At 68.5% G+C, this 23,440-nt stretch carries 19 protein-coding genes; 7 read left to right on the plus strand and 12 right to left on the minus strand.

Annotation, left to right across the window (positions count from 1 at the left end; all coding sequences use genetic code 11):
• The first annotated feature begins 17 nt into the window (after positions 1–17).
• Genes tamA through msrA form a run of 3 tightly spaced genes read left to right on the plus strand, consistent with a single transcriptional unit; the run spans position 18 to position 6,614 of the window.
• Positions 18–1,871, plus strand: a complete 1,854-nt coding sequence (gene tamA / locus QLQ86_RS07000; RefSeq protein WP_282816349.1) for an autotransporter assembly complex protein TamA — start codon at positions 18–20, stop codon at positions 1,869–1,871.
• An 11-nt stretch (positions 1,872–1,882) separates the two neighbouring features.
• On the plus strand, positions 1,883–5,947 hold the full coding sequence (gene tamB / locus QLQ86_RS07005; RefSeq protein WP_282735962.1) for an autotransporter assembly complex protein TamB: 4,065 nt from the start codon (positions 1,883–1,885) through the stop codon (positions 5,945–5,947).
• A gap of 52 nt (positions 5,948–5,999) precedes the next feature.
• Positions 6,000–6,614: a peptide-methionine (S)-S-oxide reductase MsrA gene (msrA, locus tag QLQ86_RS07010; protein ID WP_282816350.1), complete on the plus strand. Its 615-nt coding sequence runs from the start codon at positions 6,000–6,002 to the stop codon at positions 6,612–6,614.
• Here the strand turns inward: msrA and QLQ86_RS07015 are convergent.
• The 9 genes from QLQ86_RS07015 to can form a co-directional block, all read right to left on the minus strand.
• Positions 6,595–7,635: a hydrolase gene (locus tag QLQ86_RS07015; protein WP_282816351.1), complete on the minus strand. Its 1,041-nt coding sequence runs from the start codon at positions 7,633–7,635 to the stop codon at positions 6,595–6,597. The two genes, msrA and QLQ86_RS07015, sit on opposite strands and share 20 nt — an antisense overlap.
• 7 nt (positions 7,636–7,642) lie before the next feature.
• Positions 7,643–8,962, minus strand: coding sequence for a Xaa-Pro dipeptidase (pepQ, locus tag QLQ86_RS07020; protein ID WP_326521269.1), 1,320 nt, complete (start codon positions 8,960–8,962; stop codon positions 7,643–7,645).
• Positions 8,959–9,909: a LysR family transcriptional regulator gene (locus tag QLQ86_RS07025; protein WP_282816352.1), complete on the minus strand. Its 951-nt coding sequence runs from the start codon at positions 9,907–9,909 to the stop codon at positions 8,959–8,961. The genes pepQ and QLQ86_RS07025 overlap by 4 nt, the downstream gene beginning before the upstream one ends.
• Before the next feature lie 64 nt (positions 9,910–9,973).
• The gene (locus QLQ86_RS07030) at positions 9,974–11,026 is read right to left on the minus strand and encodes an ABC transporter ATP-binding protein (protein WP_282816353.1); all 1,053 of its coding nucleotides are present in this window, start codon (positions 11,024–11,026) and stop codon (positions 9,974–9,976) included.
• A complete protein-coding gene (locus tag QLQ86_RS07035) occupies positions 11,026–12,045 on the minus strand; it encodes an ABC transporter ATP-binding protein (RefSeq protein WP_282816354.1) in 1,020 nt (339 codons plus the stop codon). The genes QLQ86_RS07030 and QLQ86_RS07035 overlap by 1 nt, the downstream gene beginning before the upstream one ends.
• 3 nt (positions 12,046–12,048) lie before the next feature.
• The gene (locus QLQ86_RS07040; RefSeq protein WP_282816355.1) at positions 12,049–12,990 is read right to left on the minus strand and encodes an ABC transporter permease; all 942 of its coding nucleotides are present in this window, start codon (positions 12,988–12,990) and stop codon (positions 12,049–12,051) included.
• Positions 12,987–14,033: an ABC transporter permease gene (locus QLQ86_RS07045; protein ID WP_282735955.1), complete on the minus strand. Its 1,047-nt coding sequence runs from the start codon at positions 14,031–14,033 to the stop codon at positions 12,987–12,989. The genes QLQ86_RS07040 and QLQ86_RS07045 overlap by 4 nt, the downstream gene beginning before the upstream one ends.
• Positions 14,034–14,138: 105 nt before the next feature.
• Positions 14,139–15,713, minus strand: a complete 1,575-nt coding sequence (locus QLQ86_RS07050; RefSeq protein WP_282816356.1) for an ABC transporter substrate-binding protein — start codon at positions 15,711–15,713, stop codon at positions 14,139–14,141.
• 148 nt (positions 15,714–15,861) lie between these two features.
• On the minus strand, positions 15,862–16,512 hold the full coding sequence (gene can, locus QLQ86_RS07055; RefSeq protein WP_282735953.1) for a carbonate dehydratase: 651 nt from the start codon (positions 16,510–16,512) through the stop codon (positions 15,862–15,864).
• A gap of 163 nt (positions 16,513–16,675) precedes the next feature.
• On the opposite strand from can, the gene gorA reads away from it, so the two are divergent.
• The 4 genes from gorA (at position 16,676) to QLQ86_RS07075 (ending at position 20,730) form a co-directional block, all read left to right on the plus strand.
• A complete protein-coding gene (gene gorA, locus QLQ86_RS07060; RefSeq protein ID WP_282816357.1) occupies positions 16,676–18,037 on the plus strand; it encodes a glutathione-disulfide reductase in 1,362 nt (453 codons plus the stop codon).
• Positions 18,038–18,278: 241 nt separating this feature from the next.
• Positions 18,279–18,857, plus strand: a complete 579-nt coding sequence (ectA, locus tag QLQ86_RS07065) for a diaminobutyrate acetyltransferase (protein WP_282735951.1) — start codon at positions 18,279–18,281, stop codon at positions 18,855–18,857.
• Positions 18,858–18,962: 105 nt separating this feature from the next.
• Positions 18,963–20,228: a diaminobutyrate--2-oxoglutarate transaminase gene (gene ectB / locus QLQ86_RS07070; RefSeq protein ID WP_282816358.1), complete on the plus strand. Its 1,266-nt coding sequence runs from the start codon at positions 18,963–18,965 to the stop codon at positions 20,226–20,228.
• Positions 20,229–20,319: 91 nt separating this feature from the next.
• Complete coding sequence (locus QLQ86_RS07075) at positions 20,320–20,730, plus strand: ectoine synthase (RefSeq protein WP_282735949.1); 411 nt, start codon at positions 20,320–20,322, stop codon at positions 20,728–20,730.
• Between the two features lie 65 nt (positions 20,731–20,795).
• Here the strand turns inward: QLQ86_RS07075 and QLQ86_RS07080 are convergent, their stop codons facing one another.
• From QLQ86_RS07080 to QLQ86_RS07090, 3 genes are all read right to left on the minus strand, one after another.
• Complete coding sequence (locus tag QLQ86_RS07080; RefSeq protein WP_282816359.1) at positions 20,796–21,338, minus strand: DUF3833 domain-containing protein; 543 nt, start codon at positions 21,336–21,338, stop codon at positions 20,796–20,798.
• A 162-nt stretch (positions 21,339–21,500) separates the two neighbouring features.
• The gene (locus tag QLQ86_RS07085; RefSeq protein ID WP_282816360.1) at positions 21,501–21,962 is read right to left on the minus strand and encodes a hypothetical protein; all 462 of its coding nucleotides are present in this window, start codon (positions 21,960–21,962) and stop codon (positions 21,501–21,503) included.
• Positions 21,963–22,034: 72 nt separating this feature from the next.
• Complete coding sequence (locus QLQ86_RS07090) at positions 22,035–23,285, minus strand: hypothetical protein (RefSeq protein WP_282816361.1); 1,251 nt, start codon at positions 23,283–23,285, stop codon at positions 22,035–22,037.
• Positions 23,286–23,440: the final 155 nt, after the last annotated feature.

The raw sequence follows: 23,440 nt of genomic DNA on the forward strand, positions 1-23,440 counted from the left end.
GTCAGGAAGCGCTACCAATGGATAATCGCGTGTTCACACGCCTGGGGACGGCGGCATTCTGCCTGGGCCTGGCGCCCGGCGCCCTGGCCCTCGAGGCGACCATCGAGGGCATCGAGGACCCGCTGGCGGAGAACGTCCGCCTCTACCTCGACGGGCTTGAGGCCGAGCAGTACAGCCCCGAGCGCCTGGAGAGCGAGGTGCTGCGGCGCAGCAGCGAGGCGCTGCGGGTCTACGGCTACTACTCGCCCCGGATCGAGCCGCGTTTCGACGACCCCATGGACCCGACTCGGGTGACCCTGGCCATCAGCCCGGGGGAGCCGGTGCGGATCGAGGTCCTGGCACTCTCCGTGACCGGCGATGCTGCCGAGGATGCCCCCTTCACCGAGGCCATCGAGGCCTTCCCCCTGTCGGAAGGCGACCGCCTGCGCCATGCCCCCTTCGACAGCCTGCGCAGCCGGCTGGCAAATCTCGCCCTCGAACGCGGCTACTTCGACTGGCGCTTCGCCGACCGCCGGATGGAGGTCAGGCCCCATGCCAACAGCGCCCGGCTCTACCTGGCACTGGACAGCGGCCGGCGCCATCGCTTCGGCGACGTGACCTTCCAGGGCCATCATATCGAGACCTCGCGGCTGGAGGCCCTGGCTCCCTTCGCCAGCGGGGAGCCCTACCTGGCGAGCGAGGTGGCCAGGTTCAACCAGCGCCTGGGCCAGACCGAGTGGTTCGCCTCGGTGAACGTGCGGCCGCGCCTGGACCGGGAGCTGGCCCGACTGGCGCTGCCGGACGTCGAACCGGGCTGGTGGCAGTCCCTCGAGGTCGAGGGCGTGGAGTCCGTCGACCGTGGGCCGCGCATCGCTTCCGGGGCGCTGGTGGCGGCCGCCGGCCTGCAGCGTCCCGACGCTCCCGAGGTGCCCATCGACGTGGTGGTGACCCCCGCCGACCGCCACCAGTTCGAGGTGGGGGTCGGCTATGCCACCGACGTGGGCCCCCGGTTGCGCTTCTCGTGGGACCAGCCCTGGATCAACCGCTATGGCCACGGCCTGGATCACGACCTCTACATCTCGGGGCCCGAGCAGCAGTTCACCGGGGTCTACACCATGCCGCTGGAGGACCCGCTGCGTGACAGCTATCGCTTCCAGTATGGCCTTCGCAACAAGGACAACGAGGACACACGGACCCTGGAGAGCACGGTGGAGGCGGCCCGTCGCTGGACGTTCGACAACGACTGGGAGCAGACCCTCTACGTGCGCGGCACCTACGAGGACTTCACCCAGGCCGGTGTCTCCAACCAAGTGCTGCTGCTCTATCCCGGCATCAGCTGGTCGCGCACCCGTACCCGCAATCCCACCTTTCCCACCTGGGGCGATCGCCAGCGCCTGGCCGTGGAGTATTCCAGTGACTGGTGGGGCTCGTCCGCCGAGTTCCTGCGTCTCACCGGCGACAGCGAATGGATCCGTATGCTCGGCGACGACAACCGCTTCGTGGGCCGGGTCGGCGTCGGCAGCATCACCACCGACGACTTCGAGGATATCCCCCCCTCGCTGCGCTTCTTCACCGGTGGCGATCGCAGCGTGCGCGGCTACGGCTACGAGAGCCTCGCCCCCGAGGACGACGAGGGCCGGCTGGTCGGCGGCGAGCAGCTACTCACCGCCAGCCTCGAGGCCCAGCGTCGCATCACCGGCAAGTGGTGGGCGGCGAGCTTCATCGACACCGGCGATGCCTTCAGCGACTGGGGCCCGAGCGACCTGAAGACCGGTGCCGGCCTGGGGGTGCGCTGGATCTCGCCGGTCGGCCCGATTCGCCTCGATGTCGCCCATCCCTTCGACGACGATGATGCCTTCCGCATCCACTTCGCCATCGGTCCGGAATTCTGAGAGTCCACATTTTGAGAACCCGTGCATTGACCTGGGCCCTGGCCCGACTGCTGATCGTCCTGCCCCTCTGGCTGCTGGGTCTGGTGCTGCTGCTGCTGGGCCTGGCGCTCTCGCCCTGGGGGACCGGCGTGCTGCTCGAGCAGGGTGCCAAGCGCGGCTTCTACGAACTGGGCGCCGTGGAGGGCGCCCCGCTGGATCGCCTGGTGCTGCATGACCTTCGCCTGGAGGTCGGCGCGGCCCGCATTGCCCTGACGCGGTTCGAACTGGCCTGGTCCGAGGAGTGCGTCCTGCAGGGCCGGCTGTGTCTCGACCGGCTGGCCGTGGAAGGTGCCGATATCCGCCTGGCAGAAGCCGACGCCGGGCCGGAGGCCGAGTCGGAGGAGGGGGCCGGCGCGTCCCTCGAGGAGATCCGCCTGCCGTTCCCGGTGGAGCTGCGTGAGCTATCGCTGAGTGATGTGACCCTGCAACTCGCCGACGGGACCCGGCTGACCTGGGCTTCCTTCACCACCGGTGTCCAGGCCGAGGAGAGCACCTTGACCCTGCTGCCCACCCGGCTGGCCGGCACGCGCCTGACCCTGCCGCTCTCGGCGGGCACCCGCCTGGCCCTGAGCGAGGCCGAGCAGGACGGCCCCCGGCTCTCCGCGGCCGCCATCGACGCGGCCATCGCCGTGCGCTCGCCGCTGCCGGCCGGAGCCGCCGCTGAACTGGAAGGACTCGCCGACCTGCCCCTCGACGAGCGGCCGCGCCGCGTGCTCCCCGAGGTGACCCTGCCCATGGCGGTGGAGGTCCCGGAGCTCGCCATCGAGGATGTCGCGATCGACGGTTCGGTCGAGTATGGCGTGGAGCAGCTGCTGCTGCGCCTCAGCGCCCGCGGGCAGGAGGTCGAGATCGACACCTTGGCGGTCGCCACCGCCGATGCGGATGCCGAACTGATGGCTCGCGTGGCGCTTCGCGACGACTATCCCCTGGAGGCCCGGCTGGCCGCCGACCTCTACCTGCCGGAGCGGATGCCGGCGCTGGAGGGGGAGCGCGTCGAGCTCGCCTTGGCCGGCAGCCTGGCCGACCTCGAGGTCGACCTGGTCACCCGGGGGCCGGTCGAGGCCCACCTGGTGGCCCGACTCGACGCCCTCGACCCGACCCTGCCGTTCACTGCCTCGCTTCAGAGCGATGCCCTCCAGTGGCCGCTGCCCGGGGCAGAGGAGCCGCCGGTCGGCGAGGGGAAAGAAGCGCCGGCCGAGGCAGGAGATGAGGCGGACGAGGCGGGAGAAGACACGAGCGAAGCGCCCGCCGAGCCCTGGCAGGTCGAGGCGCTCGCGGTGCACCTGGAGGGTAGCCTGGTCGACTATCGCAGCCGAGTGTCGCTCAATGTCCAGGGCCCGTCGCTGCCGCCCACCGACCTGCTGGTCAGTGGCAGCGGTGACCTCGAGCACTTCCGCTGGTCACCACTGACGGTCAACCAGCAGGGCGCCGTGCTCCTCAGCCGAGGGCAGGCCGCCTGGCGCGACGGCCTCGACGTCGCGGCCACGCTCACGCTTGACAACCTGGACCCCGGCCGCTTCGTCGAGGGCCTCGACGGTCGCCTGGGCGGCGGCGCCGAGCTGGCCTTCGTCCAGGGCGACGCGGGCTGGCGACTCGAGGTGCCGGGCCTGGATATCCAGGGCGTGCTGGACGACCGGCCGCTGAGTCTCGAGGCCGTCCTCGCCGGGGACAGCGAGATGCGCTGGGACATCGAGACCCTCGACTTTCGCCAGGGCGCCAACCGGGTCAGCCTGGCCGGGCGTGTGACCCGCGAGGCCCTGGACCTGGCCGGCGACCTGGACATGCCCACCCTGGACACCCTCTATCCCGATCTCGGCGGCACCCTGGCCGGACGATTCACCACGGCCGGCAGCCTCGAGGCACCGGAGCTCGATCTCGCGCTGACCGGCCGCTCACTGGCCTTCGCCGGCAACGCCGTGGAGGCGCTCGACCTGACGGCCCGCGTCGCCGGCCTGGAGGACCCCGACCTGGCACTGGCCCTCGAGGTCAGCCGCCTCGAGGCCGGCGGACAGCGTCTCGATGCCCTCACCCTGGACCTCGACGGCCGCCTCTCGGAGCACCGCCTGCGTCTGGCCGCCGAGGGCGGCGACGAGATGCCGCTGTCGCGGCTGGTCCTGGCCCTGGAGGGCGGGCTCGACGGTGCCCGGGAGCGCTATCGCGGGGTCCTCTCACCGCTCGAGATCGACAGCGAGTTCGGTGATATCCGCCTCGCCGAGGCGCTGACCTTCGACGCCGACCTTCCCGCGGGGTCGGCCCGGGTGGCGCCCTTCTGCCTGACCCGCCGCCAGGGGGGCGAGGTGTGCCTGACCGATCCGTTGGAGGCCTCGGCAGAGGCCGGTCGGGCGGCGCTCGCGATCCGCGACCTGCCCATGGACCTGGCCGACGCCGCCATGCCGCCGGGGTGGCGTATCAGCGGCGAGAGCGGCGGCAACCTCGAGGCCGGCTGGTCCGCCGGCGGGACGCGCTGGCAGCTGGCCGCCGACCTCGACAGCCGCGCCGAGGTCACCGGCGAGGACGCCTATGGCCGGCCCTGGTCGGTCCCCGGCACCAGCCTGGGCCTGCAGGTCGATGCCAGCGAGACGCGAGCGGATCTCGACCTGCTGCTGGGGCTGGCGGACAGCGGTGAGCTACGCCTGGCCCTGGGCATCGACGAGCCGCTGGGAGAGGGGGGGCTCGACGGCCGGTTGCGCATCGAGGACCTGCGCCTGGCCCCCTATCGCCCCCTGGCCGCCGGTCTGGAGACGCTGGAAGGGGGGCTCGACGGCGATATCCGCATCGGCGGCACCCGCGAGACGCCCCGGCTCGACGGCCGGCTCGCCCTGTCGGGGCTGAGGGCCGGCGGCCTGGATCTGCCGCTGGACGTTCGCGACGGGGAACTGGTCGTGGAACTGGCCGGCGACCGGGCCGACATCGACGGTTTCCTGGCCGCCGACGAGGGGCGCCTGGAGATCGGGGGCAATGCCCGCTGGCCGGCATCGGGCAGCTGGCAGGCCGCCGTCGACCTGCAGGCCGTCGATGATCCCCTGCTGGCAGTACTGCCAGAGTTCGGGCGTCTGCGCCTGGCCCCCGACCTGAGAATCCGTGCCACCCCCGAGCGGCTGCAGGTACGCGGCACGGTCGACATCCCCTGGGCGAGGCTCGAGGCCGGGGAGGTGCCGGACTCGGCCATGGCGCCGAGCCCGGACGAGGTGATCATCACCGAGGAGCAGGACCGTCGCGCCGAAGAGGCCGCGGCCGAGCAGCGCGACGCCACGCAGGACGGGGAGACCGGCGAGTCCACCGCCGAGGCCATGGCCCGGGCCGGGATGGCCACCGATGTCCTGATTACCCTCTCCCTGGGGCCGGACATGCAGCTCGAAGCCTATGGCCTGGAGTCCGGACTCTCGGGCAACCTCGAGGTCCGACAGCAGAACGGGCCGGTCCAGCTGTTCGGCGACGTCAGCCTGGTCGATGGCCGCTTCCGGGCCTTCGGCCAGGACCTGCTGATCCGTGAGGGGATCATCTTCTTCAGCGGTCCCCCCGGGCAGCCGCTGCTCGACTTCGAGGCGATCCGCAACCCCGCGACCACCCAGGACGGGGTGATCGCCGGCATGCGCGTCACTGGCTCGGCGGATTCGCCGAGCCTGGAGATCTTCTCGGAGCCGGCCATGGACGAGGCCAGTGCGCTCTCCTACCTGCTGCGCGGGCGCGCTCCGGGCGGCAGCGGTGGCGCCGACGGCGCCCTGACTTCCGCGCTGATCGGCATTACCCTGGGACAGACCGGCGGCGCCGTGGGCGCCATCGGCGAGGCCTTCGGCATCGACGACCTGAGCCTCGACACCGCCGGGGCCGGGGAGGAGAGCCAGGTGGTGGTCACCGGCAACCTCACCGAGCGCCTGAGCATCGGCTACGGGGTGGGCGTCTTCTCGCCCATCGCCGAGCTCACCCTGCGCTACCAGCTGTGGCGCAGCCTCTATCTCGAGGCGGTCTCGGGGGCGGCCCAGGCGGTCGACCTGGTCTACAGTTTCAGCCTGCCGGGCGATCCCCCGAGCCCATGAGGCGACCCTGCCATGCCAGGCGAACATTCCACCGGACAATGGAGCCCATGCCATGCCACTGCATCCCGACCATGCGCCCGAGGGGCGCGACACGCCGCTGCCGATCAGCGGGACCCACCTGGTCAACGGCCACGCCATGCACCCCCCCTGGCCCGAGGGCATGGAAGAGATCGTGCTCGGGCTTGGCTGCTTCTGGGGGGCCGAGCGGCTCTTCTGGCAACTGCCCGGCGTGCACGTCACCGCGGTGGGCTATGCCGGCGGCGTGACCCCGAACCCCACCTATGAGCAGACCTGCAGCGGCCGGACCGGCCATGCCGAGGTGGTGCGGGTGGTCTTCGACCCCCGCCGGGTCGACCTGGAGTCCCTGCTGCGGGTGTTCTGGGAGGCCCATGACCCGACCCAGGGACACCGCCAGGGCAATGACGTCGGCAGCCAGTACCGCTCGATCATCCTCACCACCACCCCTGGCCAGCGTGAGCTGGCCGAGCGCAGCCGCGAGGCCTATGCCGCGGCGCTGGCGCGCAGCGGCAGGGGCCCCGTGACCACCGAGGTCGAGCCCCTCGAGGCCTTCTACTACGCCGAGGAGTACCACCAGCAGTACCTGGCGAAGAACCCCGGGGGCTACTGTGGCCTCAAGGGGACCGGCGTCAGCTGCCCGATCGGCTGATCACCCGCACGGGAGACCAGCCCGTCAGCCCGCCGGGGCGCCCCCAGGCGTCGAGCTGATGGGCGACTCGGCGGGCCAGCCAGGACTGCAGACGCCCCTCGCGCCACTCCACGAAGCCCACGTGGCCCCCCTGGCGGGCGAGTTCCACCCGCACCGACGGGGAGGGCGCCGGCAGCCTCGCGAACAGCGCCGGCGGCATGAAGGGGTCGTCGTCGGCATGCAGGATGAGCATCGGCAGCTCGACCTCGCCCAGCAGGGGGCCGGCGGAGGCACGGCGGTAGTAGTCCTCCGCGCCGACGAAGCCGTGCAGGGGGGCCGTCACGGCCTCGTCGTAGTCACGCAGGCTCTCCAGCGCGTGGAGATCTCGCGTCGTGAGCGTCAGTGGCAGCTCGCCGCGCGCGAGACGCGCGGTCATCTTGCGCTTGAGCGAGCCGAGCAGGTGGCGTTCATAGACCCGGGCAAAGCCGTGGCGCAGGGTATCGGCACAGGCCGAGAGCTCCAGCGGTGCGCTGATGACGATGGCGCCGGCCAGGTCGAGCCCGTCGCCACCCTGTTCCGCGACCAGCTTGACCAGCATGTTGCCCCCCAGGGAGACCCCGGCGGCGACCTTGAGGGCGCGGGGATAGCGATGGGCCAGCTGGCCGATCAGCCAGTAGGCATCCGCGGTGTCGCCGCTGTGGTAGGCCCGAGGCAGGCGATTGGGCATGGCCCCGCAGCCGCGGAAGTGCATGAGCAGGGCGCGCCAGCCGAGGCGGGCGGCGGCGTGCAGCAGGTGGCGGGCATAGGGCGATGCCAGCGAGCCCTCGAGCCCGTGTAAGAGCAGCAGGATGGGCGCGTCGGCCCGCTCGGGCTGCGGTCGCGCCCAGGCCAGCTCGACGAAGTCCCCGTCCGGCAGCTCGAGGATCTCGGTCTCGGCATCGACGGCCGGCCGAGGCAGGCAGCGGGGTAGCAGGGTCTGGACGTGCCGGTTGCCAAGCCCGGGCGGCGGTCGGAAGTCGGCAGCGTGCCAGGTCGCGTCCATCGGGGTGTCACTCCGCGGGGGTGAGGTTGCCGTGGCCGCTGGGCGTGATCACCAGGTTGTCCTCGATGCGGATGCCGCCGTGGTCGGCCAGGCGCTCGACGAGCGGCCAGTCGATGTCGCGGCCCGCCACGCGCTCCTTCAGCGGTGCCAGCAGCATGGGGATCACGTAGAGCCCGGGTTCCATGGTGACCACCATGCCGGTCTCCAGTTCCCGGGTCAGGCGCAGCGCGGGGTCGCTCTCGGGGGGCGGCAGGGGCCGGCCCGCCCCGTCCACCCGGCCGGCCACGTCGTGGACCTGCAGGCCCAGCGAATGGCCCAGGCCATGGGGGCAGAAGGCCCGGGTGATGCCCTGGTTGACCGCGGCCTCTGGCGTGCAGTGGACCAGCCCCTGCTCGGCCAGCAGCTGCCCCAGGGCCCGGTGCATGCGCTGGTGCAGTTCGACATAGTCGACCCCCGGCGCCAGCGCGTCGATGAGACGGCGCTGCAGCGCCGTGACGCCCTCGATCAGCGCCGCGAAGGTGGGATCGGCATCGGACCCGGCCCAGGTACGGGTGATATCGGCGCAATAGCCCCGGTGGCGATGGCCGGCGTCGAGCAGCAGACTGCGCCGCCTGGCGGGCGCGACGCTGTCGTAGTGCTGGTAGTGCAACACGCCGCCGTGGGCATTGCGCCCCACGATGCTGGCGTAGGGCAGGGCCGTCTCGCGCTGGCGGGAGGCGCCCAGGTAGGCGAGCTGGATATCGAGCTCGGCGCCACCCGCCAGGAACGCCTCGCGGGCGGCGCGATGGCCGGCCATGGCCTGTTGGTTGGCATCGCGCAGGCAGGCGATCTCGTAGTCGCTCTTGTGGACCCGGCACTCGTCCAGGGCCCCCACCAGAGCCGCCGGGTTGCCGTCGGCACCAAGCGACTCGGCGAGCGCCGCCGACACGTCGCCGAGCACGGCGAAGCGACCGGCCGGCAGGATGGGCGGGGCGTCGTCGTGGGCCATCTCGATGTCGAAGGCGTCCACCCAGGGCTCGTCGGGCAGGTGGGCCGGCAGGTGCCAGAAGTCATCCGGGGCATGGACCTTGAGCCTGGGTCGCTGGCCCGGGCGGATCAGCAGCCAGCTGCGCGCGAGGTCGGCCTGGCCGGTCCAGTGCATGAAGTGGCCATAGGCGGCGAAGCTCGCTTCCTGGTCATCGGCGAAGTGGAGGCGTGGCTGGCCGCTGTAGAGCAGCACCCCATCGAGACCCAGGCGTGTCAGCACCTCGCCGTAGGCCTGTTGCAGGGTCTCCAGATGGCGCAATTGCAGGGGGGCGAGCGGCGAGGGCATGGCAGGGACGGTCATGGGGACTCCGGTGAAGGGATCGGTGTGGGGCGACGGGGCACGGCGGGGTCGGGCAGGGCCTCCCAGAGGGCCTCGAGGGCGGGCTGGCCGCGATCGCGACGGCGATAGAGGCGGATTTCCAGGGGGACCTCCCAGCGCGCATCGCCGGCCCGCACCAGCCGGCCGGTGGCCAGGTCGCCACGCACGGTGCGTTCGGGCAGCCAGCCGAGGCCATAGCCCAGGCCGACCAGCTCGCGGATGTTGCCGCTCTGGATGCTCTCGTGGAGCACCCGGAAGCGCGGTGCCCCGGGCAACGCATCCAGGTGGCTGCGCAGGGCCAGGTCGATCAGCCCGCGGGGGTGGTAGGCGATCAGGGGCAGGGTGAAGCGGGCCCCGGCCTCAAGCGAGAAGCGGGGGCGGCCATCGGTCTCGGGCAGCGAGGTCGGGATCATCCGCTCGCTGCCCAGGCAGCGGTGCACCAGTCCTTCGGTCTCCGGCATCTGGGGGCAGGCGTCGGGCGGCCAGTAGCAGAGCACCAGGTCGCACTCGTCGCGGGCCAGGGCCTCGAAGAAGTCGCCGGCGAGCCAGCCGGTGGCGCGCAGGTAGGGCGTCAGCGGGGGGGGCGAGGCCCAGTTGGCCAGCCATGCGGGGAGGAAGTGCGCCAGCAGGCTCTGCGGTGCCGCAAGCCGCAGCTGTCCGGCCTGCTCCTCGGCCAGGTGGGCCAGTCGCTGCCGGGTCGCCGCCACCCGGCGGGTGACCTCCTGGCAGAGGCCAAGGAACTCCTCCCCGGCCGGGGTCAGCGACAGCGGGAGGGTCTGGCGGTTGATCAGGGTCGCGCCCATCTCCTCCTCGAGCAGCTTGATGCGTCGCGAGAAGGTCGGCTGGGTGACGTTCTGCTCCTCCGCCGCCCGGGAGAAGTGCTGGGTCCGGGCCAGGGCGATGAAGTCTTCCAGCCAGCGCAGTTCCATGTCGATCCTCGTGCGTGCCGCGGCCGTGTCTCGGCCCCGGCATTGTGCCATAGCGTGACGGGCCTCAGGCGATGCGCCCTTCCTCCACGGCGTGACAGGCCACCTGGCCGCCGTCGGCGGTGGCGATCAGGCCCGGGATCTCGCGCCGGCAGCGATCATTGGCGTGGGGGCAGCGGCCGTGGAAGACGCACCCCGAGGGCAGGTTGACCGGCGTGGGCACCTCGCCCTCCAGGCGGATGTGCTGTGGCCGGTCGTCCTCGAGGCGCGGGATCGCCGACATCAGGGCCTGGGTGTAGGGGTGTCGCGGCCGGGCGAAGAGCGTCGCCGTCGGGGCCACCTCGCAGACCCGGCCCAGGTACATCACCGCCACCCGGGTACCGAAGTGCTCGACCACGGCGAGGTCATGGGTGATGAAGAGGTAGGTCAGGTTGCGCTGCTGCTGTGCCTCCATCAGCAGGTTCAGCACCTGGGCCTGGATCGACACGTCCAGCGCCGAGATCGGCTCGTCGGCGACGATGAACTCGGGGTCCACCGCCAGGGCGCGGGCGATGGCGATGCGCTGACGCTGGCCGCCGGAGAACTCGTGGCCATAGCGGCCGCCCCAGTCGGCCGCGATGCCCACCGAGGTCATCACCTCGGCCACCTGCTCCTTGATGCGCTGCACCGACCACTCCGGGTGGTGCAGGCGGATCGGCTCCTCCAGGGTCTGCTGGATGGTCATCCGCGGATTGAGCGAGGCATAGGGGTTCTGGAAGATCATCTGCATGCGACGACGATAGGGCATCAGCGCCTTGTGGGAGAGGTCGTCGATGCGCTGGCCGTCATAGTGGATCTCGCCGGCACTGGGATGGAGCAGGCCCATCACGGTGCGGGCCACCGTGGACTTGCCGCAGCCGGACTCACCGACCACGCAGAGCGCCTCGCCACGCCGGATATCCAGGTCGACGCCGTTGATGGCATGCACGTGCTTCTGCTCGCGGACGATCCTGCCCTTCTTGAACTTCAGCTGCTCGAGGAAATCCCCGGAGAGCGAGAAGTGCTTCTCCAGTCCGCGGATCTCCAGCAGGGGGGAGGCCGTCTCTGGCGAAAGGGCCTGGGCCTGGGCGGTGGCACTCATCAGCGAATCTCCTCGGCCGGGATGCGTTCGCGCTCGAGCATCTCGGCGACCATGTGGCAGGCGACCCGGCAGTTGCCGGAGGTCACGAAGCCGGGGACCTCATCGATGCAGGCGCGTCGGGTGGTGCCGTCGGCGCGCTCGACGAAGCCGCAGCGGGGGTGGAAGGCGCAGCCGCTCGGCAGGTTGTCCAGCGACGGCATGCTGCCGGGGATCTGGTTCAGCCGGCTGCCCGGCGTGGCCATCTGGGGCAGGGCGTTGATCAGGCCCTGGGTGTAGGGATGCTGGGGATCGTTGATGATCTCCCGGGTCGGGCCCTGCTCGATCACCCGTCCGGCATACATCACCAGCATGCGCTGGGTGACCTGGCTGACCACGCCCAGGTCGTGGGTGATCAGGATCAGGCCGACGTTGTGCTTCTCGCAGAGCTCCAGCAGCAGCGCCATGATCTCGGCCTGGATGGTCACGTCCAGCGCGGTGGTGGGCTCGTCGGCGATGATGATGTCGGGGTCGAGCAGCAGCGCGATGGCGATGATCACCCGTTGGCGCATGCCGCCGGAGAGCTCGTGGGGATACTGGTCCAGGCGCGCGGTGGGCGAGGGGATCTGCACCTGCTCGAGCTTGCGCAGGGCGATCGCCCGGGCCTCGCGGGTCGAGATGCGCCGGTGGGCCTTGAGGCATTCGACCATCTGTTCGCCGATGGAGAGCACCGGGTTCAGGGTCATCATCGGATCCTGGAAGATCATCGACATGCGGTGGCCGCGGACATGGCGCAGCGCCCGGTCGCTCATCTGGGTCAGGTCGCGACCGTCGAAGTGGATGCTGCCGCCGGCGATATAGCCCGGCTTGGCGATCAGGTTGAGCAGGCTGAAGGCCGCCACCGACTTGCCGGCGCCGGACTCGCCCACGATCCCCAGGCGCTCGCCGCGCTCGAGGCTGAAGCTGACATCGCGCAGCGCCTGGACATCGCCGCGGCGAAGGGCGAAGCGCACGTCGAGATGGTTTACGTCGAGGAGTGCCATGGTTCAGCCCTTGTAGAGTCGCGGGTTGAGGACGTCACGCAGCCAGTCGCCGAGCAGGTTGATCACCAGCACCAGCAGCACCAGCACCAGGCCGGGGATCAGGGTGATCCACCAGGAGCCCGATTGCAGGTAGTCGAAGCCGGACTTGATCAGCGAGCCCAGCGACGGCTGCGTCTCGGGCATGCCCAGGCCGAGGAAGGAGAGCGCCGCCTCGGAGATGATGGCGTTGGCCACCTGGACCGTGGAGATGACGAAGATCGGCGACAGGGTATTGGGCAGGATATGGCGGAACATGATGCGTCGGCTGGTAAAGCCCATCACCCGGGCGGCATCGACATATTCCTTGTGGCGCTCGGCCAGCACCGAGGCGCGCACCGTGCGCGCGTACTGGGGCCATTCGGCCAGGCCGATGATCAGCACGAGCAGCGGCACCGCATAGGCGCTGAAGGTGGCGCCACCGAAGATCGCCTTGACCAGGGCGCCCACCACGATGGCCACCATCAGAGTGGAGAACGACAGCTGGATGTCGGCCAGGCGCATCAGGAAGGCATCCACGCGACCGCCCAGGTAGCCGGCGAGCAGCCCGAAGCTGACGCCCAGCAGCGCCTGGAGGGCCACCGCGCCGAAGCCGATGATCAGCGACACCCGGGCGCCATAGAGGATGGTGGAGAGCAGGTCGCGGCCCTGGGCGTCGGTGCCCATCAGGTAGGTCGGGTCGCTGCCCTCGACCCAGAAGGGCGGCAGTTCCGAGGCCATGATATCGATCTGCGCCAGATCATAGGGGTTCATGGGCGCCAGCCACGGGGCCAGCACCGCCACGGCGACCAGGGCGATGAAGACCACCAGGCTCAGCTGGGCGATCAGGTCACGCTTGAAGCTGTAGAGCAGGTAGGAGCCGCGAAAGCGTGACCAGCGGCTCGCCACCCGGGGTGTCGTGGTTGTCATGCGGGTTTCCCTGTCAGCTTGACGGTGGGGTTGACCAGGCCATAGATCAGGTCGACCAGGGTGTTGGTGATCACGAAGATCAGTCCCACGATCATCAGGTAGGTGATGATCAGCGGCACGTCGGAGCGCTGGATGGCGTTGAGGAACATCAGTCCCATGCCCGGCCACTGGAAGACCGTCTCGGTGAGGATGGTGTAGGCCACCAGGGTGCCGATCTGCACCCCGCCCATGGTGATCACCGGCAGCATGGTGTTCTTCAGGGCGTGCACGAAGTAGATGCGGCGCAGCGAGATGCCCTTGGCGCGGGCGAACTTCACGTACTCGGACTGCAGCACCTCGAGCATCTCGGCGCGGATCAGGCGGATGAACAGCGGCAGCATGATCGAGGCCAGCGAGATAGCCGGCAGCACCAGGTAGGTGAGGCCCTCCAGGGAGGCGAAGTTGGTGGCCCAGGTACCGAACACGGGCACCGGGTTGCCGCGGCCGTAGGCCGGCATGCCCCCCTCGGTGGTGATCAGGTCGTTGAGCCAGGCGCCCCAGCCGGTATCAGCGGGGAAGGGCGACCAGGAAACGCCGATGGCGAACAGCTGGATCAGCATGATGGCGGTGAGGAAGACCGGGATGGAGATGCCGATGATCGACACCCCCATGAAGAAGCGCGACAGCCACGCCCGTGGCCGGATCGCGCTATACACGCCGATCGGCACCGAGAACAGCACGATCAGCAGGGTCGTGGCGAAGACCAGCTCGAGGGTCGCCGGCAGGTGGCGCAGGATCACCTCGGTGGTGGGCTGGTTGAAGATGTAGGAGTAGCCGAAGTCCAGCTGCAGGGCATTGCCCGCGAAGCGCAGGTACTGGACCAGGAAGGGGTCGTTGAGGCCCAGCTGCTCGCGCAGGGCCTCGCGCTCGCTCTCAGGGACCGACTGGCCGACCATCTGCTGGATCGGGTCGCCCAGGTTGTCCTGGATCGCGAAGGCGATGATGCTGATGACGAACATCACCAGCAGGGCATGGAAGAGGCGCTTGATCAGGAAGGCGATCATGGCTGGCGTCCCGTGTGCAACACGCGGCGACGCACTCGGCTGGCGAGCGCGTCACAGGGGTCAGGTTTCGGATGGCCGGCCCGCGAGGGCCGGCGCGAGGGAGGCTTACTCGTCCTCGATGACCAGATCCCCGAGGTAGGGGAAGTTCATCACGTTGAGGATCGGCTCGATATCGACGTTGGCCGCCGAGGCCCAGGCCAGGTCCTGCCAGTGCAGGGGCACGACGGCCGCCTCGTCGTGCAGGGTCTGTTCGACCTGCTGCAGCATCTCGGCCCGTTTCTCGAGGTCGACCTCCAGGTTGGCCTCGGCCACCAGCTTGTCGAGCTCCGGGTTGCAGTAGTTGCCGGCGTTGTACTGGCCGGCACCGCTGTCGGCATCCGGGCAGGCCGTCAGGTACTCGTGGAAGTTGGCGCTGTCCTCGGTGTCGGCGTGCCAGCCGATCAGCATCATGTCGGCGGCGCGGTCGTCGTACTCGCCCCAGTACTGGGCCTTGGGCAGCGTCTTGAGGTCCACCGTGACGTTGATGCGTGCCAGCATGGCGGCCACCGCCTGGGCGATCTTGGCATCGTTCACGTAGCGGTTGTTGGGCGCCATCATGGAGATCTCGAAGCCGTCGGCGTAGCCGGCCTCTTCCATCAGCTGCTTGGCCTTCTCCAGGTCGTAGCGCGGCTCGAGGTCCGCCACGTGGCCGGCATAGCCCTCCGGCGAGAATTGCGCCGCCGGGGTGGCGAAGCCCTTCATCAGGCGGTCGGCGATGCCCTCCTGGTTGACGGCATAGGCGAAGGCCTGGCGGACCCGAGGGTCCTGGAAGGCCTCGACGCGCTCCTGGTTCATGTGGAAGAAGATGATACGGGTGCCGGACATGGTGACCAGCTGGACGTCCTCGTCCTCGCGCACGCGGTCCAGGTCGTTGGGCGGCACCGGGGCGATGAAGTCCACGTCCCCGGAGAGCAGGGCGGCCACACGGGTGGCGTTCTCGCTGATCGGGGTGAGCACGATGCGGTCCACGTTGCCCGGGGAGTCTTCATCCCAGTAGTCGTCGAAGCGGTCGAACTCCATGCGGTTGCCCTTCTGGTGTTCGACCACGGTGAAGGGACCGGTACCGGAGAGGTTGGCCGAGGCGAAGGAGTTGCCGTTCTTGACGATCTTGTCCTTGGGGTCGCCGTCCTCGTCGGTGCCGCTGTAGAACGCGCTGTCCAGCGGGAAGATGTAGGTGGCGAGGTTCAGCAACAGCGGGTAGGGGTCCCGAGTGGTGAACTCGACGGTGGTATCGTCGATGGCCGTGACGCTCTCGATCGGTTCGAAGATCGCCTTGAAGTCCGGGCTGCGCTTGAGGCGCTCGACGGTCCAGGCCACGTCCTCGGCGGTGAGGGTGTTGCCGCTGTGGAATTCGACTCCCTCGCGCAGGGTCATGCGCATGGTGGTGTCGTCGACCTGCTCCCAGTCGGTGGCCAGTCGCGGCTCGAACTCCAGGTCGCTGGTCCAGCGCACCAACGGGTCGAAGGTCATGTGGGAGAGCTGGAGGATCCCTCCGGAGAGCTGCTCGTGGATGTCCAGCGAGACCGGGTCGGCATCGTAGGCCATGCGCAGGGTGGTCTCGGCGCTGGCCATGGAGGGCAGCACGGCGGTGGTCATGGCGGCGCCGATCACGCTCGCCAGCAGGGTCTTCTTGAGAGTCATGTGTCGTTCCATGCCGGTAGACTTGTTGTTGATGTGATGACCACGAAGGTCCAGCCAACAACATAGTGAGCCTGGCCATGGAGGCACAATCGAAATTGTGAGAGGGCTCATGCGCCCGGCGAATGAGCCCCGCCGGCTGGGGCCTGGCTCAGTCCCCGGCGGGGGTGATGCGGTCGATGCGATACAGGGTGGCGACCTGGTCGAGGCCGTGGACACTGCAATCGAGGTCGGAGACCCGGCCGTCGCTCAGCCCGTAGACCCAGCCATGCACCGAGAGCGCCTGGCCGCGCTGCCAGGCGCGCTGGACGATCTTGGTCCGGCACAGGTTGTTGACCTGGGCCTCGACGTTGAGTTCGCACATGCGGTCGACCTGCTCCTCAAGGGACAGTGCTTCCAGGGCCCCCCGATGGCGGCTGTAGAGCTCGCGGACCGAATGCAGCCAGTAGTCGACCATGCCACACTCGCCGCCGGCGACGGCTGCCCGCACGCCACCGCAGCCGTAGTGGCCGACCACCATGATGTGGCGCACCTTGAGCACGTCCACGGCGAACTGCACCACCGAGAGGGCGTTCATGTCGTTGTGGTGGAGCAGGTTGGCGACATTGCGGTGGACAAAGACCTCGCCCGGCGGCAGGTCGATGATCTGGTTGGCCGGCACACGGGAGTCGGAGCAGCCGATCCACAGGTAGTCGGGAGTCTGCTGGCGGGCCAGGCGGGCGAAGTAGTCCGGGTCGTCCCGGCACATCTTCTCCGCCCAACTGCGGTTGTTGGCCAGCAGTCTCTCGATCTCTTGTTTCATGGCAGGCTCCGGAAGGGTTGGCGGGGAAGGTTGGTGCCCCCTTTTAACCTCGCCTGCCGGGGGGGTCAACCGCTCTCCCTGGGCGTCGCCTCGGCTGGTATGATCTCGCCTCGAGATACACCGGTGAGCCGAATGCGGCTCGACCCTTCGACAGGAGACTTGCGTGTCAGACTTCGACTATGACCTGTTCGTGATCGGGGCGGGCTCCGGCGGCGTTCGCGCCGCCCGCACCGCCGCCGCCACCGGCGCGCGGGTCGCCGTGGCGGAGGATCGCTACCTGGGCGGCACCTGTGTCAATGTGGGCTGCGTACCCAAGAAGCTCTACTCCTATGCGGCGCACTTCCACGAGGCCTTCGAGGATGCCGGCGGCTTCGGCTGGGACCTGCCCGAGGCCCCGCGTTTCGAGTGGGCCACGCTGCGCGACAACAAGATCGGCGAGATCAAGCGGCTCAACGACATCTACGGGCGCCTGCTCGACGCGGCCGGGGTGCGCCTGATCAACGGCCGCGCCAAGGTGCTTGACGAACACCATGTCAGCGTGAACGACGAGACCCTCAGCGCGGAGAAGATCCTGGTCGCCGTGGGGGGCTGGCCCTGGGTGCCGGACTTCCCGGGCAACGAGCACGTGGTCGATTCCAACCGGGTCTTTGATCTCGAGCGCTTTCCCGAGCGCTTCCTGGTCCTGGGCGGCGGCTATATCGCCGTGGAGTTCGCCAGTATCTTCAATGGCCTGGGCAGTGATGCCCACCTGGTCTATCGCGGCGAGCTGTTCCTGCGCGGCTTCGACCAGCAGGTGCGCGAATACACCCGCGACGAGATGGCCAAGAAGGGCGTCCAGCTGCATTTCGAGGCCAACATCGCCTCGATCGAGAAGGTCGAGCGAGGCCTGCTGGTGAACCTCACCAATGGCGAGCAGTTGGAGGTGGATGCGGTCCTGGCCGCCACCGGCCGCCGTCCCCACCTCGAGGGCCTGGGGCTTGATCGTCTCGGCATCGCGCTGACTGACAGCGGCTACCTGCGCGTCAACGAGCGCTTCGAGACGTCCGTGCCCTCGATCCTGGCCCTGGGGGACGTGTCCGGCGGCCCCGAGCTGACCCCGGTGGCCCTCGCCGAGGCCATGCAGATGGTCCGGCACCACTTCGACGAGGCCGAGCCGGCCCCCCTGGACTACCGCAACATCCCCACCGCGGTGTTCTGTCACCCCAACATCGGTACCGTGGGACTCTCCGAAGAGCAGGCCCGTGAGACGTGTGGCGAGATCCGCGTCTACGTCGCCAACTTCCGTCCCTTGAAGCACACCCTTTCCGGCAGCAGCGAGCGCTGCCTGATGAAACTGATCGTCGACGATGCGAGCGACGTGGTGGTGGGAGCCCACATGGTGGGCGAGGAGGCCGGTGAGGTGATTCAGGGCATCGCCGTGGCGGTGCGCGCGGGCCTCACCAAGGCAGATTTCGACGCCACCGTGGGCATCCATCCCACCGGCGCCGAAGAGTTCGTCACCATGCGCGCGCCGACACGGCGCTGAGCCCTTGCCCGCCTCGGGCATCGCAGCGGGCCATCCTCCGGGGTGGCCCGCTGCATTCTGGTCAGACGTCCCGACGTCCCGGAGTGGTCTATTATCCAAGACAAGCGGCGCGACTGGCGGGAGCGGGTCAGGGAGTATAATTTTCCATTATGGATCCGAGTCGACAGGATAAGCATCCTTTTGAATTGCCGATAAGCCGCTGTTATACTCCTTCCCAAATTCGCTACAGCGAACCACGACAATGAACGCAACCACCGAGCCCTTCACGCCTTCCGCCGACCTGGCCCGCCCCACCGTGGCGGATGCTGTTGTCGGTCACGAGACGTATCCGCTGTTTATCCGCAAGCCCAATCCCGATGACGGCTGGGGAATCTACGAGCTGGTCAAGTCCTGCCCCCCGCTGGATGTCAATTCCGCCTATGCCTATCTGCTGCTGGCGACCCAGTTCCGCGACAGCTGTGCCGTGGCCACCAACGAGGAGGGCGAGATCGTCGGTTTCGTATCCGGCTACGTGAAGAGCAATGCCCCGGACACCTACTTCCTGTGGCAGGTGGCGGTCGGCGAGAAGGCGCGCGGCACGGGCCTCGCCCGTCGCCTGGTGGAAGCCGTGATGACCCGCCCGGAGTTGGCCGAGGTCCACCACCTCGAGACCACCATCACGCCCGACAACCAGGCCTCCTGGGGTCTGTTCCGTCGGCTTGCCGACCGCTGGCAGGCGCCGCTCAACAGCCGCGAATACTTCTCCACCGACCAGCTCGGTGGTGAGCACGACCCGGAAAACCTCGTGCGCATCGGCCCTTTCCAGACCGATCGCATCTGAGCGCCCCGCTTCACTGCCTGCCGCTTCCGGGCGGCAGGCGACCCCACACCCTTCAGCCGCGCTCGCGCGTCTGATCCCTTTCTATTTGCCAACAGGAGGTCGCACATGCAGACCCAGATCCTCGAACGCATGGAGTCCGAAGTCCGGACCTATTCCCGCTCCTTTCCGGTGGTCTTCACCAAGGCCCGCAATGCCCGTCTGACCGACGAGGACGGCCGCGAGTACATCGACTTCCTGGCCGGTGCCGGCACCCTGAACTACGGCCACAACAACCCGCACATCAAGCAGGCACTGCTCGACTACCTGGCCGACGACAACATCATCCACGGCCTGGACTTCTGGACCGCCGCCAAGCGTGACTACCTCGAGGCTCTCGACGAGATGATCCTCAAGCCGCGCGGCCTGGACTACAAGGTCCAGTTCCCCGGGCCGACCGGTACCAATGCCGTCGAGGCGGCCATCCGTCTGGCCCGCAACGCCAAGGGTCGCCACAACATCGTCACCTTCACCAACGGCTTTCACGGCGTGACCATGGGGGCGCTGGCCACCACCGGTAACCGCAAGTTCCGCGAGGCCACCGGCGGGGTGCCGACGGTCGGCGGCAGCTTCATGCCCTTCGACGGCTACCTGGGCGACAGCGCCGACACCCTGGACTACTTCGAGAAGCTGCTCGGCGACAAGTCCGGCGGCCTGGACATCCCGGCCGGTGTCATCGTCGAGACCGTGCAGGGCGAGGGCGGCATCAACGTCGCCGGCCTCGACTGGCTCAAGCGCCTCGAGGGCATCTGTCGCGCCCATGACATCCTGCTGATCGTCGACGACATCCAGGCCGGCTGCGGCCGCACCGGCAAGTTCTTCAGCTTTGAGCATGCCGATGTCGTCCCCGACATCGTCACCAATTCCAAGTCGCTCTCCGGCCTTGGCCTGCCGTTCTCCCAGGTGCTGATGCGTCCTGAACTCGATGTCTGGAAGCCGGGCCAGTACAACGGCACCTTCCGCGGCTTCGCGCTGGCCTTCACCACCGCGGCCGCCGCCCTGCGCCACTATTGGAGCGACGACGCCCTGGCACAGGACGTGGCGCGCAAGGGCGAGGTGGTCGCCAAGCGTTTCCAGAAGATCGCCGGCATGCTCGGCGAACTGGGCATCGAGGCCTCCGAGCGTGGCCGCGGCCTGATGCGCGGGATCGACGTGGGTAGCGGTGACATCGCCGACAAGATCACCCACAAGGCCTTCGAGAACGGTCTGGTCATCGAGACCAGCGGCCAGGACGGCGAGGTCGTCAAGTGCCTCTGCCCGCTGACCATCACCGATGAGGAGCTGGACAAGGGCCTCGATATTCTCGAGACCAGCACCAAACAGGCGCTTAGCTGATAGTCTGAGGGTGTCGCCCCATGGGCGGCCCAGTCATCGACCGGTCGGCAGGGGCCGACCGGTCCGTCACTGATACCATTGGAGAGCATTCATGATCGTTCGCAATCTCGATGACGCCCGCAAGACCGACCGCCTGGTCAAGGCCGAAAACGGCAACTGGGACAGCACCCGCCTGAGTCTGGCCGATGATGGTGGCAACTGCTCCTTCCATATTACCCGCATCTACGAAGGCACCGAGACCCACATCCACTACAAGCATCACTTCGAGGCCGTTTTCTGCATCGAAGGCGAGGGCGAGGTGGAAACCCTGGCCGACGGCAAGATCTGGCCGATCAAGCCGGGTGACATCTACATCCTCGACCAGCACGACGAGCACCTGCTGCGCGCCAGCAAGACCATGCACCTGGCCTGCGTGTTTACGCCGGGCCTGACCGGCAACGAGGTGCACCGCGAGGATGGCTCCTACGCGCCGGCCGAGGCTGACGACAAGAAGCCGATCTGATCGACCACCGCCGGTCAAGAGGATCCTTCGACGCCCCCGGCTCCTGTGAGTCGGGGGCGTTGTCGTCAGGGCGACTGGTCGAAGACGATGGTGATCTCGGCGAGCGTGACCCCGAACTTGCGCATGGCGGTGCGGTTGATCAGCCGCCCGTCGGGCTGCAGGTACATCCAGTCGTCCAGGGTGAAGGTAATCTCGCGTCCCGAGACCTCGACGGGCAGGCGGTAGCGCATGGTGAAGGCGTGGCCGGCCTGGCGCGCTTCCACCGCGCCCTCGACGTCATTGGCGCGGCCGATCCAGCGATCCTCGCCCTGACGCTCGAAGGTCCAGATGCGCCGGTCGGTCTCGCCGTCGTCATAGGTGAAGCGTTCGTCCAGGGTCAGGGTGTCGCCCTCGAGCCGACCGTCGATCTCCACGGTGAAGCGGCGCTGCACCTCCCCGCTGTAGTCCTGCACCATGCCCCAGGCGCGAGTCTTGCCGTCGAAGTATTCTCCGATGTCGAGGCGCGGCGTGGTGCCTGCATAGCGCTCGATATCGACGCTGCTGCAGCCGGCCAGCAGCCCCAGGGAGAGCAGCAGCACGACCAGGCGAAAAAGCCATTTCCTGTACATTCTCAGTTCCAGTGATAGGGTTTTGTACAGGAAGGCTAGCGGATTTGCGATGTCGGCGCCATATCGCCCGAACGCGTCACCGGAAAGGGCGCCTTGCCACGGCACCGCCCGGAGGACGAGGCCCGCCGGGCGGTGACGTATCATCTGGTGAGGTGCAGTCCGTCACGCCTCGTGGTCGTGTTCCTCGCCATCCTCGTGCTCGCCGCGTCCCTCGGGCGGCCCGCCACCTGGCTCACCGTCCTCGTGGTCGTGGTCGTCTCCCTCCTCGTGGCTCCCTCCGCGGTCGGCAGGCGGGCCACCGCCACGCTCCGGGTTGCCGCGATCGAAGCCCTCGTCGCGAAAGATGTCGGATTCCGCCGAGTGGCTGCCACGGGCCTCGCCGGTGCCGGCGCCCTTGCCCAGGCGCTTGCCCTGACCCTGGCCGCCACCACCGTGCTTGCCGCCCGAGCCGTGGTCATCCCCCTCGGCATGGGAGTCCGTGTGGTCGGAGTGCTGAGCCAGCAGCCGCTGGTCGCTCGGCACCTGGGAGAACTCGCCGGCCTGAGCGAGGCCGGCGGCCAGGACCAGCGGCAGCAGGCCAGTCAGCATGAACCAGCGCAGGGCAGGGGAGTGCTGCTCTTTCATGGATGCCTCCTGTGAGACAAGAGCGGCCCCTCCAGGGGCCGCTTCATTCCTGTGTTCACGCCGTGGTCTGGGTCACTCGGTTTCCAGGCCGAAGTCATGGACATACTCCAGCACCTGGACAGAGTCATCGGCCTGCTGGGTGAAGGTATCGATGCCGTAGCCGTTGTCCTCGATGGTCGGGACGGTATTGAACACCACCTCGTCGAGCAGGCTTACCTCGGTCGGCTCATAATAGGTTGTGCCGTCGATCACGACCTCCTGGAGCACCGTGACCGTGATCCCGCCATAGAGGTCATCAGGGCTGTAGGAGTAGGTATCCGACGACACCAGCGCGGACAGCTCGTCGGCGACGCCCAGGAAGCCACTGATCCCCATCACCTCGTCGATGGTCAGGTCACCGTACTTGTCCGAGCTGGCGGCCAGCGCCGAGGCGGCAAGCGTCAGCAGGATATCCGCATCGACGGTCATCGAGTAGGACTCGGCCGGCTCGTCACCGTGGGGGTTGGTAGAGATGCTGAGGGTATAGAGCCCGTCGACGGGGTCCTCGTTGGTCGCCTCGAGCAGTGCGATATAGAAGGCGAGGTTTTCCAGCGGCGAGTCGATGGTGGCACCGTCCGGGGTGATCAGGCGACCGGATGCGTCGGTCATCTCGGCCAGGGTCTCGGCGGTGATTTCCAGGCCGTCCATCTTGCTGAGCAGTTCGGCCAGGGAGTGATCGGTGACAGTCTCCGGCGAGCGGGCGACATTGAGACGGCCGAACTCGACCGGGATCACCTGGTCGGCATATTCTGCCGGGATCTCCCACTTCCCGTCCTCTTCCTGGACCAGCTGGATCACCTCCTCACAGGCGGCGTCCAGGCAGGGTTGGACTTGACCAGTTTCCTCGTTTAAATCCGGTGTGCCGTCGTCGTTGCGCAGGATGATGACGATATCGCCATAGTCGCCGCCCTTGCCGCTGTCCGGGCCGCCACCGCTGCCGGCGCCATCCGGCTGGCCACCGCGATCACTGCCGCTCCCGCCCTGGCCCTGACCCTTCTCCTCGGGCGGGCCGCCGGCGGCGTCATCGCGGAAGATGTCGGTCTCAAGCGAGCGCCCCTGGCCACCGGCGCCGAAGCCATTGCCCTTGCCGCGTCCGATGTTGAGCAGGTCGTCGCGACCGCCACCATGGCCCTGGCCCTGCTGGGCCTCGGCGCTCTGGATGAAGAAGCCCGCCTCGGGCACGACGGCCGTGCCGAGCATGGCGGTACCCACCAGCGGCAGGACGGCCGCACCGGTCAGGGTGGCGAGGCGGGTGAGGGAGGGGGTCTTGCACAAGGTCTTCATGTGTAGCTCCTGGAATCTCAGTTCGACGTGCCGTGAACTGGTAGAGCCGTAGTTGCGGAGTGCCAGTAATCAAAGTATGGGCGCATCAGTATCAAATGCAATTGACGTATAACAATATCCGATTTGGTCATTAAAGGTGGCGTCGTAAAGGTCGG

It is taken from the genome of Halomonas rhizosphaerae, from assembly GCF_030012485.1.
GTDB classification, from domain to species: domain Bacteria; phylum Pseudomonadota; class Gammaproteobacteria; order Pseudomonadales; family Halomonadaceae; genus Halomonas; species Halomonas rhizosphaerae.

Bases quoted from the DNA above. Each gene is read 5' to 3' on its own strand.
- QLQ86_RS07015 (WP_282816351.1), bottom strand. From the start codon at position 7,635: ATGGACGCGACCTGGCACGCTGCCGACTTCCGACCGCCGCCCGGGCTT.
- pepQ (WP_326521269.1), bottom strand. From the start codon at position 8,962: ATGACCGTCCCTGCCATGCCCTCGCCGCTCGCCCCCCTGCAATTGCGC.
- QLQ86_RS07075 (WP_282735949.1), top strand. From the start codon at position 20,320: ATGATCGTTCGCAATCTCGATGACGCCCGCAAGACCGACCGCCTGGTC.
- QLQ86_RS07050 (WP_282816356.1), bottom strand. From the start codon at position 15,713: ATGACTCTCAAGAAGACCCTGCTGGCGAGCGTGATCGGCGCCGCCATG.
- QLQ86_RS07085 (WP_282816360.1), bottom strand. From the start codon at position 21,962: ATGAAAGAGCAGCACTCCCCTGCCCTGCGCTGGTTCATGCTGACTGGC.
- QLQ86_RS07090 (WP_282816361.1), bottom strand. From the start codon at position 23,285: ATGAAGACCTTGTGCAAGACCCCCTCCCTCACCCGCCTCGCCACCCTG.
- msrA (WP_282816350.1), top strand. From the start codon at position 6,000: ATGCCACTGCATCCCGACCATGCGCCCGAGGGGCGCGACACGCCGCTG.
- QLQ86_RS07080 (WP_282816359.1), bottom strand. From the start codon at position 21,338: ATGTACAGGAAATGGCTTTTTCGCCTGGTCGTGCTGCTGCTCTCCCTG.
- ectA (WP_282735951.1), top strand. From the start codon at position 18,279: ATGAACGCAACCACCGAGCCCTTCACGCCTTCCGCCGACCTGGCCCGC.
- QLQ86_RS07035 (WP_282816354.1), bottom strand. From the start codon at position 12,045: ATGGCACTCCTCGACGTAAACCATCTCGACGTGCGCTTCGCCCTTCGC.
- can (WP_282735953.1), bottom strand. From the start codon at position 16,512: ATGAAACAAGAGATCGAGAGACTGCTGGCCAACAACCGCAGTTGGGCG.
- QLQ86_RS07040 (WP_282816355.1), bottom strand. From the start codon at position 12,990: ATGACAACCACGACACCCCGGGTGGCGAGCCGCTGGTCACGCTTTCGC.
- tamA (WP_282816349.1), top strand. From the start codon at position 18: ATGGATAATCGCGTGTTCACACGCCTGGGGACGGCGGCATTCTGCCTG.
- QLQ86_RS07030 (WP_282816353.1), bottom strand. From the start codon at position 11,026: ATGAGTGCCACCGCCCAGGCCCAGGCCCTTTCGCCAGAGACGGCCTCC.
- ectB (WP_282816358.1), top strand. From the start codon at position 18,963: ATGCAGACCCAGATCCTCGAACGCATGGAGTCCGAAGTCCGGACCTAT.
- QLQ86_RS07045 (WP_282735955.1), bottom strand. From the start codon at position 14,033: ATGATCGCCTTCCTGATCAAGCGCCTCTTCCATGCCCTGCTGGTGATG.
- QLQ86_RS07025 (WP_282816352.1), bottom strand. From the start codon at position 9,909: ATGGAACTGCGCTGGCTGGAAGACTTCATCGCCCTGGCCCGGACCCAG.